Origin of the sequence: Aquimarina sp. TRL1 (assembly GCF_013365535.1) — a bacterium.
Taxonomy (GTDB): domain Bacteria; phylum Bacteroidota; class Bacteroidia; order Flavobacteriales; family Flavobacteriaceae; genus Aquimarina; species Aquimarina hainanensis.
The window spans coordinates 925972-941658 of record NZ_CP053590.1; the positions used below are offsets into that span (position 1 = coordinate 925972).

The window sequence follows — 15687 nt, forward strand, 5'->3', positions numbered from 1 at the left end:
ATAGCAAACCATATTTTTATTTCATTATAGATTATATGGTTTGCTATATCATAAAAGAAGTCCACCATGGTACAGATACAAAAACATGCTACTATCGGAATAATATACTTTTGTATCATTGCCTTTTTAGGGATTATACTGCGAATGTCTCATGTCATATTCCTTTCTACAAATTATAAGCATATTGTACACACTCATTCACATGTGGCATTATTAGGTTGGATCTACACAGGAATAACCTCTCTGATTTACCAGTTATATTTATCCAAAAGAAACATCGGCAAAACATACAAAAGGCTTTTTTGGTGTACACAAATTACCATTATAGGCATGTTGTTTACTTTTCCATTTACAGGCTATGCTTTCTTTTCTATTGTGTTTTCTTCTCTTTTTATAGTTGCTTCTTATTACTTTTTCTGGTTGTTTATAAAAAATACAACTCCCGAACAAAAAAACTCGTTTTCATATGCACTAATCCGAAGCGCTTTAATCTATATGATTCTATCCAGTATTGGTCCCTGGGCATTAGGAATCATAATGAATACACTAGGCAGTTTTTCTCCCTGGTACAAACACGCCATTTATTTTTATCTTCATTTTCAATATAATGGCTGGTTTTTTCTCTCATTGTTAGGGGTCTTTTTTTACATACTGGAACAACAAAAAATAAACATCCCAAGAAAGAGAAAACGCTTGCTATATTACTCCTTTCAGATAGGAATCCTCCTGTCTTTTTTCTTATCTGTATTGTGGAACACTCCAAAATCACTAGTCTACCTTTTAGCCGGCACAGGAGCTATTAGTCAATTATTAGGCCTTGGGGTATTCATCAAAATAAGTAATAGCTCTTTTTTTATTTTTCGCAAAGACCTCTCCCCCTTTAAACGAGGTCTGTATCGATTTATCTTAGGGTTACTCTGTCTTAAGTTTTTTCTCCAGACATTGACGGCGTTTCCTTATTTCTCTAATATTGTTCACTCTAATTTAGACCTTATAATAGGATATCTTCACCTAACATTCTTAGGAATCATCAGCCTGGCTTTATTACTTTTTCTCAATCATTTTTATTTAATAGTACTTCCCAAAACATCTATGACCCTATACTTAATTGGTTTCATAGGTTCGGAGCTTCTTATATGCTACAAAGGAATATCTATCTGGCTACAACTTCCTCTATTTAGTCACTATTTTTTTCTACTCACTTTACTGAGCTGTTTTATGCCGATTGGTATCAGCTTCCTTCTTTTTTCTAATCTCAGGCATTTAAACCGATCTTCTCTCTTGTAATTCATCTATAAAAATAAAGAGTTTATCATGATTTTTTTTTAGTTAAAAGAATAAAAGATGTTTTTATCCTAATATATGATTTAAATCATATTTAAACTATTATTTGTCAATTACTTTTGTCTATCTCAAAACAAAGTAAGGTTGTCTTAAAGTTCAGACATCGGGTATTAAATTCTAAAAAACACTACTATGAAGAGACTAGGAACATTCTTCCTTTTATTCTCTGTTTTACTGTGTATGAGTTGCAGTGAAAAACAAGAAAAGAAAGAAGAAAAATTTACAATTGGAAAAAAACATACCTCAACGAATAAGGTAGAAGAAAAAGAAACAACCTCTCCCGTTATTCTTGCATCCAAAAAGGTTGACTTAACAAACAAAGGTGTTGGTCCCATATCTTCTATAGAATTGCCTGAAAACACCGATAGTTCAATGGTTACTAACGGACAAGCTCTTTTCAAGACAAAATGTATGGCTTGTCATAAAGTCAGCAAAAAATTCATTGGTCCTCCGGTAGCAGGTATTCTAAAAAGAAGAACTCCTGAATGGGTGATGAATATGATGTTAAATCCCGAAGAAATGGTTCAGAAAGATCCATTAGCCAAAGAACTCTTTATTGAGTTTAACGGTTCTCCAATGGCAAATCAAAGCTTGAGCAAAGAAGAAGCCAGAACAATTTTAGAATACTTAAGAACATTATAGAATATCAATAACCCCAAAATCAATTACGTTTAATGAACACAAACATGTATAAAAAGTCGATACGATACTCGCTCTTCTTATTGTGTTTTGCAACTATAAGTTGTAAAAATGAAGCTGTTGACAAGGTATCATCTCCCTCTAAGTCCCAACAGCAAGAGGCACAACAAAGGCAAGGGCAGGCTTTTATCAAAGATGACGAAGCAAAACCGTCTGTATTACACATAGCTATCGGTTCTAAAGATCACACCACTTTAGTGGCTGCCGTACAAGCTGCACAATTAGAAAACTCACTTGTCAATGCTGGTCCTCTGACAGTATTTGCTCCTACAAACGAAGCATTTAATGCACTCCCGGAAGGAACCGTAGACAATTTGTTAAAGCCGGAAAATATAGATCAGCTCGCATACATATTAAAGCACCATGTTACTCCGGCAACCTATGATAAAGAGTTTATAAAAAAATTCAAAAAGCTAGGGCAAGCCAGTAATGAAAACATCCCGGTAGAAGTAAAAAATGGAGAAGTATATGTAGGTGGCGCTAAAATTATTGGTAGCGTTCCTGCCGGTAATGGAATTGTACATGTAGTTGATAAAGTAATTCTCCCTTCTAAATAAATAAAACATGAAAAAGACATTCATTTATCTGTTTATGATAAGTATCGCAGTAACTATTATAAACTGCACCCCAAAAACAAAATCTAAGCAGCAAGGAGCTTTAAACGCATCCGCAGCAGAAAAAGTATATGTCCCTCCTGGAGAGCACGACGATTTTTACGCCTTCGTTTCTGGAGGATTCAGTGGTCAGTTAGCCGTATATGGTCTTCCTTCCGGTCGACTGTTCAAAATAATCCCTGTCTTCTCTCAGGACGCAGAAAAAGCCTGGGGATATAGTGAAGAGACAAAACCGATGCTGAATACTTCTTTTGGGCATATCCCCTGGGGAGATGCACATCACCCGGATATCTCGCAAACAAATGGAGAACTAGATGGTCGTTGGGTATTTATCAACGAGAATAATACACCTAGAATTGCCAAAATAGATCTTACTACTTTCGAAACTACTGAGATCATAGAAGTTCCTAACTCTGCAGGAAACCACAGTTCTTCTTATGTAACTGAAAACACGGAATATGTAATTGCAGGAACTCGTTTTGGGGTTCCGGTACCTCAAAGAGATATTTCGATCAAAGAATACAAAGGTAATTTTAAAGGCGCCTTATCTTTTTTAAAAGTAGATCCCGAAGAAGGACATATGGATCTGTCTTTTCAAATTCTAATGCCGGGATTCGATTATGACAAAGCGCACCCGGGAAGAGGAAAATCTCATGGATGGTTTTTCTACACGACCTATAATACCGAAGAAGCAAGTACATTACTAGAAGTAAATGCTTCACAAAATGATAAGGATTTTATTGCAGCAGTAAACTGGAAGAAGGCAGAAGAATATATCAAGGCCGGAAAATTCAAGACAATGCCAACTAGATATGCACATAATATTTATGACGAAGAAACACATACTGCAACCACTAAGTGGGGAAAAGAAGTTCGTGTTCTGGATCCCGCAGAATGTCCTGGTTTAGTATATTTCTTACCTACACCTAAATCACCGCATGGATGTGATGTAGACCCTACGGGAGAGTACATTGTAGGAAGTGGGAAGCTATCTGCTGATGTAACCGTACATTCTTTTTCTAAAATGATGAAAGCCATTGAAGAGAAAAAATTCACAGGAGAAGCCTATGGTATTCCGATCCTTGATTTTGAAACTGTGAATGCAGGAAGTGTAAAACAAGCAGGACTTGGTCCATTACATACAGAGTTTGATGATAAAGGTCATGGATATACCACTTTCTTTATCTCTTCTGAAGTAGTAAAATGGAAAGTAGGTACCTGGGAAGTTATTGACAGAAAACCCACATACTATTCTGTAGGACACTTAATGATTCCAGGAGGTAACTCCAGAAAGCCATTTGGAAAATACGTATTGGCAATGAATAAAATCACAAAAGACCGCTACCTTCCTACTGGTCCCGAAGTAACACAATCTGCACAATTGTATGACATCACAGGAGAAAAAATGGAGTTACTTCTGGATTTTCCAACAGTAGGAGAACCTCATTATGCTGCCGGATGTCCGGCAGATCTGATAAAATCAAAGTCTAAAAAGATATTTAAACTCGAAGAAAACAAACACCCGTATGTTGCCAAGTCTGCTGAAGATGTAAAAGTAGTACGAAATGGCAATGAGGTTCACATTTATATGACCATGATCAGGAGTCATTTTTCTCCGGATAATATCGAAGGTATTAAAGTTGGAGATAAAGTTTATTTCCATGTAACCAATCTCGAACAAGATTATGACGTCCCTCACGGAATTAGTATGATTGGAGCAAATACATCCGAGTTATTGATCATGCCCGGACAGACAGAGTCTTTTGTATGGGAGCCAAAGCAAGTAGGTGTCTGGCCGTTCTATTGCACTGATTTTTGTTCGGCACTACATCAGGAGATGCAAGGATATGTTCGTGTTTCTCCAAAGGATTCCGACATTGAATTAAGCTGGTCATTAGGGGATGAATAAGCCTTAAACAAGGTACCTCTATAACGTAAATACCATATTCACTCATAATGAAGCAGTCATGATATACCAATGCTTATCAGCCTATCAAAAGAACTTCCATATCTTCAATAATCTGATAAGGACGACCCTTGGTAATCATACGAAACGACTGCTTCATTTTTTTTAAATATTATTCTTATGACGAAGCCAAAAATAATGATGGTATCTGGTGCTGTTATAATTCTAACCTTGTTTCTATTTCCTTTATGGAACATTACATTGGAAGCGCCTCAATACCCTACCCCTCTGGGAATGGATATCTACATCTATAAATTTGCCGACACCCACCCCCATGATATCAAAAATATAAATTTGATGAATCACTATGTAGGAATGCAGGAAATTCCGGAAACGATTCCTGAATTCAAAATATTCCCTATAGTAATCATTTTTATGGCACTTACCGGGGTACTCATCGGTTTTTTCAAAAACTACAAGTGGTATTTGGGATGGTTTATAATAATGAGTGTATTAGCATGTACGGGCATCTATGACTTTTATCTATGGGAATATGAATACGGTCATAACCTGGACCCAAAAGCAATCCTGAAATTCACAAATCCAGACGGAAGTGTGATGGGGTTTCAGCCTCCGCTACTAGGATCTGAGGATATCTTAAATTTCAGAGTGCATTCATATCCGCAACTGGGAGCTTTTTTCTTAGGAGCAGGAATACTCCTCTGTCTATTCGCATACATAACCAGCAAAAAAAATCAAAAAAACACTCTCCTCTCCTAAAATAAATTCAGCATCATGAAAAAAGTATTATTCATTTCTTTTATTTCTATACTGTTGACTTCATGTAATACAGGTCCCAAGCCTATTCATTACGGAACAGACATGTGTTATTCCTGTACAATGACTATTGTAGATAAAAGACATGCAGCAGAAATTGTAACCAGAAAAGGAAAAGTATTTAAGTTTGATGCTACCGAATGTATGATCAACCATATAAAAACAGTAGACACCTCCTCTATCGGCTCTTACCTCACTGTAGATTATACCAAACCAGAATTATTAATAGATGCCACAAAAGCAACTTTTTTAATCACCGAGCAAATCCCCAGTCCGATGGGAGCCTACTTATCAGCCTTTGAAAACCCAAAAGACGCAGACTCTGTTCAGGCAAAAAAAGGAGGAAATATATACTCCTGGAACAAGCTCCTGTCAACTCTTAAAAACAACACCCAATAATGCTAAAAATTGTAATATTTATTCATATCATCAGTGCTACCATATGGACAGGAGGTCACCTTATATTAGCTTTGACATTTCTTCCTAAAGCACTACGCAATAATGATTTCAAAATCATAGAGAGTTTTGAAACCAGGTACGAACGTATTGGAATCCCTTCCTTATTTATACTTGTCATCACAGGAATATATATGACAACCATATATGCTCCTGATTTATTCACTTTCGATTTTGAAAATCACTTTATAAAACACATTCTTATAAAACTTGGGCTTCTTTTATGTACCATATGCCTCGCATTACACGCCAGGTTCGTCCTTATCCCTAAACAAAAATTAAAACCCTTAGCCTATCACATTATCGCAGTTACTATTACTTCTGTATTATTCGTACTGGTTGGTTTTAGCCTGAGAAGTGGTGGGATTTTTAACCCCTAATTCTATTGTTCCTAATACAAATGACTATAAGAATACATACATACCATCATTCATTTCGCTATTTACGCCTTTTATTGTTTTTATTTTTAATAGGAAGCGCTAAAAACACATACGCAGAAACATTCTCTGTATGTCATAGTTGTACTCATACTTCTATCAAAGAAACTATTGCATCAGCCCATGCTTATGACACTATTTATATCCAAAAGGGAACCTATAAAGAATTTGATATTGTAATCGATAAACCCCTTAGTCTTATCGGTAAACAATACCCTGTCATTGATGGAGAGCAACAAGGAGAAATTATCACTATTACGTCTGATCATGTGACCGTTGACGGCTTGTTTATTATTAATGTAGGTATTAGCTATACAGAAGACTTTGCAGCTATACGAGTGCGAAAAAGCAACCATTTCACAATTCGGAATATAGTTTTGGAACGCCTCTTTTTCGGTATTTATATAGAAAAATCTAATCATGGAAAAATTTACCACAATAAAATTATCGGAAATGCTGTCGAAGAACACAATTCGGGAAACGGGATTCAACTCTGGTATAGTCATCACATAGAAATAGCACATAACTTTATACAGCAGGTAAGAGATGGTATCTACCTGGAATTTTCTAATTACTGCACCATAAAAAACAATACCAGCACAAAAAATATCCGTTATGGTCTTCACTTTATGTTTTCTAATGACGATAGTTACGATCAAAACATTTTTGAGTTAAATGGTGCAGGTGTAGCGGTCATGTTCTCCAGACGTATTAAGATGACAAATAACTTCTTCCGGAAAAACTGGGGTACGGCATCCTACGGAATGCTCCTCAAGGAAATAAATGATGCTGAGATCATCGGAAATACATTCGAAGAAAACACCATTGGAATTAATATAGAAGGATCCAACAGAATACGCTACACGAAAAATAATTTTATCACCAATGGATGGGCTATTAAAGTTCGGGGAGCATGTTATACCAATACGTTTACTCATAACAATTTTTTATATAACTCTTTCGATATTTCATACAACAGTAAATTAAACGATAATCTATTCGATAAGAATTACTGGAGTAATTATACTGGGTATGATTTAGATAAAAATAATATTGGGGATGTCGGATACAGACCTGTAAAATTATTTTCATACATCGTTAACAGGACTCCAGAAACCATCATACTATTACGTAGTCTCTTTATCGATATCATCGATTTCTCTGAGAAAGTCTCTCCTGTCTTTACTCCTGATAAGCTTATCGATCAACACCCCTTAATGAAGAAAGTATTATGATTGCAATAAAGAATTTACATAAAAGTTATCAGAAAAATAAGGTATTGACTGGCATTAACCTGACTATTAATAAAGGAGGGGTATTTGCCATCCTAGGACCCAATGGTTCGGGAAAAACAACTTTAATTAAGAGTGTATTAGGTATGATTACTCCCTCATCAGGTGATATAATGGTTATGGGACAACCTATACAGAATAATTGGAATTACAGAAAGCAAATTGACTATTTGCCGCAAATTGCCAATTTCCCCAGTAATCTAAAAGTCAAAGAGCTCATTACAATGATTAAGGATCTCCGGGGAGCTACCCAACTGGATGAGGAATTAATTTCTCTTTTTAAGCTGACTCCGTTTCTGGATAAAAAATTAGGAGAGCTCTCCGGGGGAACAAAACAAAAAGTAAACATTGTTCTCACTTTTATGTTTGATAGCCCAATTGTTATACTAGATGAACCTACAACAGGATTAGATCCAATCTCCTTGATACGTTTAAAAGCATTGATCGAAGATGAAAAAGAGAAAAACAAGACCATCTTAGTCACTTCTCATATTATGAGTTTCGTAGAAGAAATCGCTGATGAAATTGTCTTTATACTAGAAGGACAGATCTATTTTAAAGGCTCCATCCCTACTCTAAAACAAAAAACACAAAAAACAGATTTTGAACATGCAATCGCATCCATATTAGAATTACATCATGCTTAAAATATTAAAATATAGTTTTTACGATTTAATGCGTAGCCGCTGGAGCTATGTTTATTTTCTATTCTACCTGCTCCTTGCTTCCGTCCTGTTATTCCTTAACAATGACCTGTCTAAAGCAGTTATAACATTAATGAATGTGATCATCCTTATTGTCCCGCTTATCGGAACCGTTTTTGGAGTTATGTATTACTACAATTCCAAAGAATTTGTTGGGTTATTACTGGCTCAACCGCTACGACGTGAAGCCATTTTTCTGGGGCAGTATCTCGGAGTTTCACTCTCTTTGTCCATGAGTCTGATTATAGGAATTGGAATTCCCTTTGCCGCCTACGGATTATTTTTTTCAGATGCCATTTGGGATTTTTCTCTCCTTCTTATTACAGGAAGTTTTCTCACCTTTATTTTTACAGCACTAGCTTTTAATATCGCGTTATCCAATAACAACAAAATAAAGGGGTTTGGATACGCCATTCTTTTGTGGCTATTTATGGCTATCATTTATGACGGTATCTTTTTAATGTCATTAATTTTGTTTGAAGATTACCCTTTAGATAAGCTATCGCTATTCGGGACCATTCTAAATCCTATTGACTTATCGAGAACACTTATTTTATTAAAACTGGATATCTCTGCTCTTCTAGGATATACAGGGGCTGTGTTTAAAAAATTCTTCGGTACCAGCCTTGGGTTTATCATTTCATCTGTGGTCTTATTTCTTTGGGTGGTGCTTCCCGTTTCTCGAATTATTTTTAAATCAAAAAGAAAAGATTTCTAAGCTTAGGCTATTACTGATTTTTATCATATACAGTGCTTCTTTTTTTAATAATTTTGTCTTTGTGAACCCCTTTTATCTACATAGAATAATAGCCCTATTATTAGGTTTTATCGTATTAACTTATAACATAAATACAGTAATCATACTTACTGATTTTATGATTAATCAAAAGGTAATTGCGGCAACACTATGTGTACAAAAAGAAGCTCCCAAAGGATGTAACGGAAAATGTCAATTGAGAAAAATGCTAAGAGCAAACAGTAAGAAAACACCTTCTGGTATTCCGCTGGGTCAGGAAGAAAACTATGTAGTTTCTTTGCGATATCTTCCTCCTGCTCCAATGTATTTTCTCAATACAATTTCGATTAAAACATCAGCTCTAATCAGCTGTCAGACATTAGAAAAACCTATTAAGCAATTTTACGAAATAGAAGTACCCCCACCTATTACTGTGTAAGCATTTTTCATACACTATTTCTAGTGTAATCATACACATTCTCCTTATGTGGTGATCTTTTATACAATCATCTCATAAGAATTATAAGCCTGTAGCGGATTCTGGTCATCCTATTTTTTCATCATTGATTGAGGATGATAAGCTGTACATTATTTTTTTACAACTCGTATCAGATGCTACACTATTAAAAACATAAAAACATGAAATTTACACACTATTTATTCCCTATATTCTTCTTTTTGATCCACATATCCTGTTCTGACGATGACACAGATATAACTATAATAGATGAAATTGAATCTTTGAAAAAAGTTCAGGAAATTACCAACGATACCCATACAATAGAACTGTATACCGATACAGGTCATTTTAGTACCGGCTATAATGATATTAGCTTGCGCATTAAAAATAACTCGGACAATACCTATATAGAAAATGCTTCACTAACATGGAATCCGGTTATGACGATGCCAACGATGAAACACTCTTGTCCAAAATCTACCATTTCCAAGGTTCCAGGAAAAAACACCCTCTATAACGGGTATATTATTTATCAAATGACTCATATGGACATGAGCGGATGGACACTGAACATTTCTTATACGATTAATGATAGTTCCTATGAAGCAAAAGCCCCCCTACTGGTTGGACAAAGTAACAGACAAAATGTAACTACTATTACAGGTAGTGATGATACCAAATACATTATTGCTTTGATAGCCCCATCAGTTCCCAAAATTGCAGTTAATGATGTAAAAATAGGTATCTACACTATGGAAGATGCTTTTTCATTTCCCGTAGTGAAAAATTATTCCATAGCTCTGGACCCCAGAATGCCTTCTATGGGAAATCACAGCTCTCCTAATAATGAAGATCTCATCTACAGTGATATTGATACTATGTATCATGGAAGGTTATCATTAACTATGTCTGGGTATTGGGTACTGAACCTAAAACTTATAAATGATCAGGGAATGCTTCTTAAAGGAGAGGATATAACGACTGATCACTTACAAAGCAGTTTATATCTGGAAATAGAGTTTTGATCTAAAATCAGCTCTGATGACTTATAAATGCCCCGGAATAAAACCTGGGGCTATTACTCCTATTTCACAAAAATAAAGAGGGCATTTTTTATCGAAAAACCCTCAACTCCAAAAGAATAGCGGCACTACCTCATTTCTATAATGAGGTCGTATAGAGTGCTATATCTTCTTATTCAATATGTTTTAAAACATGAAAAAAATACATAACTGCATCCTCGGAATCTTTTTTAGTAGTATTTGGGGGATTCAATCACAATCTGAACTTCCAGAAAAAAAAGAAATTCCAATCACTCAATTAGATGAAATCACCATTATTAGCAGGAGAAAACTCAGTAACTATCAGCAAGAAAAAATTGTATCAGGGATTGATCAATATTTAGAGAACTCCCTGCACATCAACATGATTAAGCGAGGAAATTATGCCTGGGAACCTTCGCTAAATAACATGACCACAGATCGATTATCGATTACTATTGATGGAATGCAAATTTATGGAGCCTGTACCGACAAAATGGATCCGGTTACCTCATATGTAGATGTTTCTAATCTGGAAAAAGTGACGGTTTATTCTGGTCAGGAAGGAGCAGAAAACACCAATACAATTGGAGGAGGAATTGACTTAACACTTCCAGAAGCAACCTATAAAAACACAGGGTTCAAGAGCAGTTTTGATCTTGGATATGAAACAAACAGTCACTACAAAACTACCGGAACGGCTCTCTCTTATTCCGGAAATAATTTTTTCGTAAGTGGGGATATCATCTATAGAAAGTCTGATAACTACTATGCGGGTAATAACAACGAAGTTTTATTCTCTCAATTCGAAAAGTACAATATCTCTGTATTAACTGCTTATAAAATATCGGAATATCAAAGCATAGAAGTCACCTATATTTATGACCGAGCATCTGATGTAGGCTATCCGGCATTGCCTATGGATGTCTCTCTAGCCAAAGCATCTATTTCTTCTCTCGCATATAAATACCAAAACGATGATACTATGATCAAAGATTGGGAAACAAAACTCTATTACAATTCGGTAACTCACATCATGGATGATACAAAGCGACCTGATGTTCCAATACGTATGGACATGCCTGGGTGGAGTGATACCTATGGAGGGTATTCCAAAATGGCATTGAAGAAAGAACAACACAGCCTTCAATTTAACCTTACCGCTCATTATAACCGATCACTCGCAGAAATGACAATGTACCCTAATACTCCTGATGAGCAGCGTATGTTTATGTATACCTGGCCAGATGTAAGAACTTTTAATACTGGTTTTTTTGCAAAAGACAAAATCGAACTTACTGATACGGATAAACTACACCTTACTACTCGTATCGGATATCATAAGAACACTATTAAAAATCAAACCGGCTTAGAAAGTCTTCGAATCTTTTATCCTTTCATATCAGACTCTAAACAACGGATTCTCAATAGTTTTTCTGCTAATTATCAAAAAAAAACAGCTACTGCAGACCTTTCTTTTGGGATCGGATATGGAGAAAGAGCTCCTTCTGTGAGCGAAGGCTATGGTTTCTTTCTGTTCAATAGCTTTGATGGTTATGATTATATAGGAAACCCAGCGCTAAAAAAAGAAAAATCGGTAGACTTCTCACTCAAAGCTAATTTCGAGAAAAAGAAGCTAAAAATCAGCGCAGAAGCTGCTTATTTTCATCTTATGGATTATATTATCGGAGAGATCAATCCCGCTATAAGTCCGATGACCATTGGAGCAAATGGAGTTCGGGTATACAACTCTCTAGCGTATGCCTCTATCTTTAAGTCTACCTTAAATAGTACCTATACGCTTTCAGATCAAATTTCACTATATACAGCTATCGGATTTAATTACGGTCAGGGAAGTAATGGTGCTAACCTGCCACTGATCAGTCCTCTTTCATATCAGATCCAGGTTTCTTATAAACTCCCTACATTTAACGCCGCTATACAGCTCAAAGGAAATGTGGAGCAGACATCCTATAGCCCCACTTACGGAGAGGACAAGACCCCATCATTTGCCATCCTGAACCTAACAATGGGAAATCAGTTTTATATCAAAGAACATAAAACCGTGCTTAAATATGGTATTGAAAATATCCTGGACACGACATATTCTACCTATGCTGACTGGAATAATATCCCTAGACAGGGAAGGAACTTTTTTGTAAACCTTTCATACATTCTTCAATAAAGATCATTTTTGGAAGAATCTCTTTGAAACAAATCCTGAAACATTTATACCTCTGTTATTGAGTAAAAACCTGTTGTTTATTTCATGAAAAGCATTGCTCATAATAAAGATAAAAATATCTTTTATTATTTTTGAAAGCAAAACCAAACCGATTATGTTATCTAATGCATGCAAATATGCAATACGTTCTATCCTATATCTAGCGATACACAGTGATGAAACTCATAAAATTGGCGTAAAAAAAGTTGCTGAAGAAATCGAGACTCCTCAACCTTTTCTTGCTAAACTCCTTCAACAATTAGTAACCAATAAGCTTGTCTCTTCTAGTAAAGGACCTAAGGGAGGTTTTTTCTTAGATAAAAAAAATAAAGAAAAGTCGGTTTGGGATATTATAAAAACAATCGACGGAACAGATAAGTTTGATCAATGCTTTTTAGGGTTATCTTCCTGTGATGATGAAAACCCCTGTCCTGCACATCGATTTGTATCTCCTTTTAAAAAATTAATTTTAAATGATTTTAGAGATAAAACCATTGCCAGTCTTGTGGAAGAGATTAAGGAAAACGGTACTGTTATTTCTTTAAAAGGGTTTAACAACTAAGTAGAAAACTACCCCCCTATAATTGTCATACTTCGGTTTCTCGTATGTAGTACTGGATTCTTTAATTCCTCTAAGGTATTCATTCCTCCTCTTGTTTTTTCTTTAAGCAAAAAGCTTTTTTGAATTATTGACTCTATCGATTTCCCCTCTCGCAAAGGGCTTAACAAGTCTGATTCCGTTGCCGAAAACAAGCAATTTTTCAAGTATCCATTAGCCGTAATTCTTATCCTATTACATGAATCACAAAATGGGTTTGTCACAGAACTAATAATTGCGAATTTCCCTGTATAACCTCCTATTTTGTAGTGAACAGCAGTGTCATTTGGAGCATCTTTTTCTTTGACAATCAATCTTTCGGAAAAATAGTTTTTTACAGTCTTCATTATCGTTTGGTAAGAAACCATTTTATCAATATTCCATCTATTTCCATCAAAAGGCATAAACTCTATAAAACGAATCGTTACATCCAAATCTTTAGTTAATCGAATAAAATTGATAATTTCATCTTCATTAAAGCCTTTTATCAATACAATATTGATCTTTACATGAAAATTAGCGTTCAATAATTTAAAAATATTAGTATATACTCTATCAAAATAATTTCTTCTTGTAATATCTTTAAACTTTCTCTCATTCAGAGAATCTAAACTAACATTAACGTCTCTAATTCCCACTCTTTTAAAAACAGGAATAAACCTATCAACGACAACAGCATTTGTTGTAATCGCAAGATTAATAGGTAAAGAAGCTAATTTTTCTAGTATCTGATGAATATCTTTTCGGATAAGTGGTTCCCCTCCTGTTAATCTAATTTTTGTAACTCCATTTTTCACAAAAACTTTTGCTATTTCATAGACCTCATCAGCTGTCATCAGACAAGATTTTGGGGATAAATGAACTCCTTCAGAGGGCATACAATAAGTACATCGAAGATTACAACGTTCTGTCAATGAAATTCTCAGATACGAATGTTTTCGTTGATGAGTATCGGTTAATATATTTTTTATTTCTTTCATCAATCGTGTCTTGCTCCTTTAAAAATTCTAAAAAGATGAAGTATTGCTGGGAAAACAGCTTCCATTGATTCTTTTGCTCCATTAGTGGATCCAGGGAGTCCTAAAACCAAGCTGTTTTTTAAGGTCCCGGCTACACTTCTGGATAACATAGCATAAGGGGTCCGCTCCTGACCATACCGTCTAATTGTTTCTTCAATCCCCGGAATTCTTCTATCCAATAACGGTAAAAGTGCTTCTGGGGTAACATCTCTTTTAGATAGCCCCGTTCCTCCCGTATATATAATTAAATCAATATTTTGTTCTGCATATTTTTTTGCACAAAGCGCTATCTCTTCTATTTCATCTGGTATAACAATATACTTCGATATTGACACCTCGTTTTCTTCTAATACAGTGATAATAGCTTTCCCGGCTTTATCTTCTTTTTGTCCAGCCGAGATAGTATCTGAGCATACGATTACTGTAGCGGTAAGATCTTTTCTAAAACGATCTTTAAAATCTGATTTCCCTCCTTTTTTCTCTAAGAGCTTGATTTCCTTAATTTCGATTCCTTTATCAATTGGTTTTAGCATATCGTACATATTTAGTGCTACTACGCTAGCCCCATGCATTGCTTCTACCTCTACTCCTGTTTTATAAATTGTCTTTACCGTAAACAGTATCTCTATTTCCAATTCGTTAATCTCATATTCAATACTGGTATATTCAATCGGTATCGGATGGCAATCTGGTAATAAATTAGGTGTTTGCTTCACTCCTAATAAACCTGCAGCTTTACTCATCGATAATACATCTCCTTTAGGGACAGTATTCTTCCTGATTGCTGTGATTGTTTCGGATTTACTCACTTTTACCGTTGCCTGAGCTACAGCAGTTCTAAGTGTTGTCTGTTTATGTGTGATATCTACCATATTATGTATTCACTTTCCATTGATGCGAAGCATCATCGAATATTTCTTTTCCAAAAACAGGAATATTTGCCTTTATTTCATTTACTAGGTATTCTATTGCTCTAAATGCTTCCTTTCTCTTTGGAGAAGAGACAAACACAAACAAACAAATCTCCCCTGATTTCACTATCCCTTTACTGTGATACACATGCATACAGGTCAGGTCAAACTTATCAAAAGTTTCTTCTCTTATTTCATGAGCCTTTAGGTTTGCCATTTCTTCATAGGCAGTATATTCTATTGCGGTTACTTTTTTTCCATCAATAATATCCGCTCTCACCTGTCCTAAAAAAATATCATGTGCTCCAATAGTCGTTTTTGTTTGATGCTTTGCTATTGATTCTCCAATAAATTTTGTAGAAATAGCCCCTTCTACAAAAATGTTTTTGAGGTTTTTTTTATTCATGTCT

Annotated in this window: 17 protein-coding genes; 14 read left to right on the top strand and 3 right to left on the bottom strand. The window is 35.3% G+C overall.

Annotation, left to right across the window (positions count from 1 at the left end; genetic code table 11):
- The first annotated feature begins 66 nt into the window (after positions 1 to 66).
- The 14 genes from HN014_RS03495 to HN014_RS03560 all read left to right on the top strand — a co-directional run bounded on the left by HN014_RS03495 (position 67) and on the right by HN014_RS03560 (position 13311).
- Positions 67 to 1287, top strand: a complete 1221-nt coding sequence (locus HN014_RS03495; RefSeq protein WP_176027503.1) for a hypothetical protein — start codon at positions 67 to 69, stop codon at positions 1285 to 1287.
- Positions 1288 to 1476: 189 nt separating this feature from the next.
- Positions 1477 to 1986 (top strand): c-type cytochrome, encoded by a 510-nt coding sequence (locus HN014_RS03500; protein WP_176027504.1) that lies wholly within the window; start codon positions 1477 to 1479, stop codon positions 1984 to 1986.
- Positions 1987 to 2018: 32 nt separating this feature from the next.
- Complete coding sequence (locus tag HN014_RS03505; protein ID WP_254884089.1) at positions 2019 to 2600, top strand: fasciclin domain-containing protein; 582 nt, start codon at positions 2019 to 2021, stop codon at positions 2598 to 2600.
- A 7-nt stretch (positions 2601 to 2607) separates the two neighbouring features.
- A complete protein-coding gene (nosZ, locus tag HN014_RS03510) occupies positions 2608 to 4566 on the top strand; it encodes a Sec-dependent nitrous-oxide reductase (protein ID WP_176027505.1) in 1959 nt (652 codons plus the stop codon).
- Positions 4567 to 4743: 177 nt separating this feature from the next.
- Positions 4744 to 5343: a hypothetical protein gene (locus HN014_RS03515; RefSeq protein ID WP_176027506.1), complete on the top strand. Its 600-nt coding sequence runs from the start codon at positions 4744 to 4746 to the stop codon at positions 5341 to 5343.
- Between the two features lie 15 nt (positions 5344 to 5358).
- The gene (locus HN014_RS03520) at positions 5359 to 5799 is read left to right on the top strand and encodes a nitrous oxide reductase accessory protein NosL (protein ID WP_176027507.1); all 441 of its coding nucleotides are present in this window, start codon (positions 5359 to 5361) and stop codon (positions 5797 to 5799) included.
- A complete protein-coding gene (locus tag HN014_RS03525; RefSeq protein WP_176027508.1) occupies positions 5799 to 6236 on the top strand; it encodes a CopD family protein in 438 nt (145 codons plus the stop codon). The genes HN014_RS03520 and HN014_RS03525 overlap by 1 nt, the downstream gene beginning before the upstream one ends.
- A gap of 20 nt (positions 6237 to 6256) precedes the next feature.
- Positions 6257 to 7528, top strand: coding sequence for a nitrous oxide reductase family maturation protein NosD (locus tag HN014_RS03530; RefSeq protein ID WP_176027509.1), 1272 nt, complete (start codon positions 6257 to 6259; stop codon positions 7526 to 7528).
- Positions 7525 to 8232 (top strand): ABC transporter ATP-binding protein, encoded by a 708-nt coding sequence (locus tag HN014_RS03535; protein ID WP_176027510.1) that lies wholly within the window; start codon positions 7525 to 7527, stop codon positions 8230 to 8232. Before HN014_RS03530 ends, HN014_RS03535 begins: the two co-directional genes overlap by 4 nt.
- The gene (locus tag HN014_RS03540) at positions 8225 to 9007 is read left to right on the top strand and encodes an ABC transporter permease (protein WP_176027511.1); all 783 of its coding nucleotides are present in this window, start codon (positions 8225 to 8227) and stop codon (positions 9005 to 9007) included. The genes HN014_RS03535 and HN014_RS03540 overlap by 8 nt, the downstream gene beginning before the upstream one ends.
- 157 nt (positions 9008 to 9164) lie before the next feature.
- Positions 9165 to 9464, top strand: coding sequence for a hypothetical protein (locus HN014_RS03545; RefSeq protein WP_176027512.1), 300 nt, complete (start codon positions 9165 to 9167; stop codon positions 9462 to 9464).
- Positions 9465 to 9664: 200 nt separating this feature from the next.
- Positions 9665 to 10510 carry a hypothetical protein gene (locus HN014_RS03550; protein WP_176027513.1) on the top strand — a complete coding sequence of 282 codons (846 nt, stop codon included), beginning with the start codon at positions 9665 to 9667 and terminating at the stop codon, positions 10508 to 10510.
- 190 nt (positions 10511 to 10700) lie between these two features.
- On the top strand, positions 10701 to 12710 hold the full coding sequence (locus HN014_RS03555) for a TonB-dependent receptor (protein WP_176027514.1): 2010 nt from the start codon (positions 10701 to 10703) through the stop codon (positions 12708 to 12710).
- Between the two features lie 154 nt (positions 12711 to 12864).
- Positions 12865 to 13311 (top strand): Rrf2 family transcriptional regulator, encoded by a 447-nt coding sequence (locus HN014_RS03560; RefSeq protein WP_176027515.1) that lies wholly within the window; start codon positions 12865 to 12867, stop codon positions 13309 to 13311.
- 8 nt (positions 13312 to 13319) lie between these two features.
- Here the strand turns inward: HN014_RS03560 and moaA are convergent, their stop codons facing one another.
- Genes moaA through HN014_RS03575 form a run of 3 tightly spaced genes read right to left on the bottom strand, consistent with a single transcriptional unit; the run spans position 13320 to position 15683 of the window.
- Complete coding sequence (gene moaA / locus HN014_RS03565; protein ID WP_176027516.1) at positions 13320 to 14327, bottom strand: GTP 3',8-cyclase MoaA; 1008 nt, start codon at positions 14325 to 14327, stop codon at positions 13320 to 13322.
- Positions 14327 to 15238 (bottom strand): bifunctional molybdenum cofactor biosynthesis protein MoaC/MoaB, encoded by a 912-nt coding sequence (gene moaCB / locus HN014_RS03570; protein ID WP_176027517.1) that lies wholly within the window; start codon positions 15236 to 15238, stop codon positions 14327 to 14329. The genes moaA and moaCB overlap by 1 nt, the downstream gene beginning before the upstream one ends.
- Before the next feature lies 1 nt (position 15239).
- Positions 15240 to 15683: a molybdenum cofactor biosynthesis protein MoaE gene (locus tag HN014_RS03575; RefSeq protein WP_176027518.1), complete on the bottom strand. Its 444-nt coding sequence runs from the start codon at positions 15681 to 15683 to the stop codon at positions 15240 to 15242.
- Positions 15684 to 15687 lie beyond the last annotated feature (4 nt).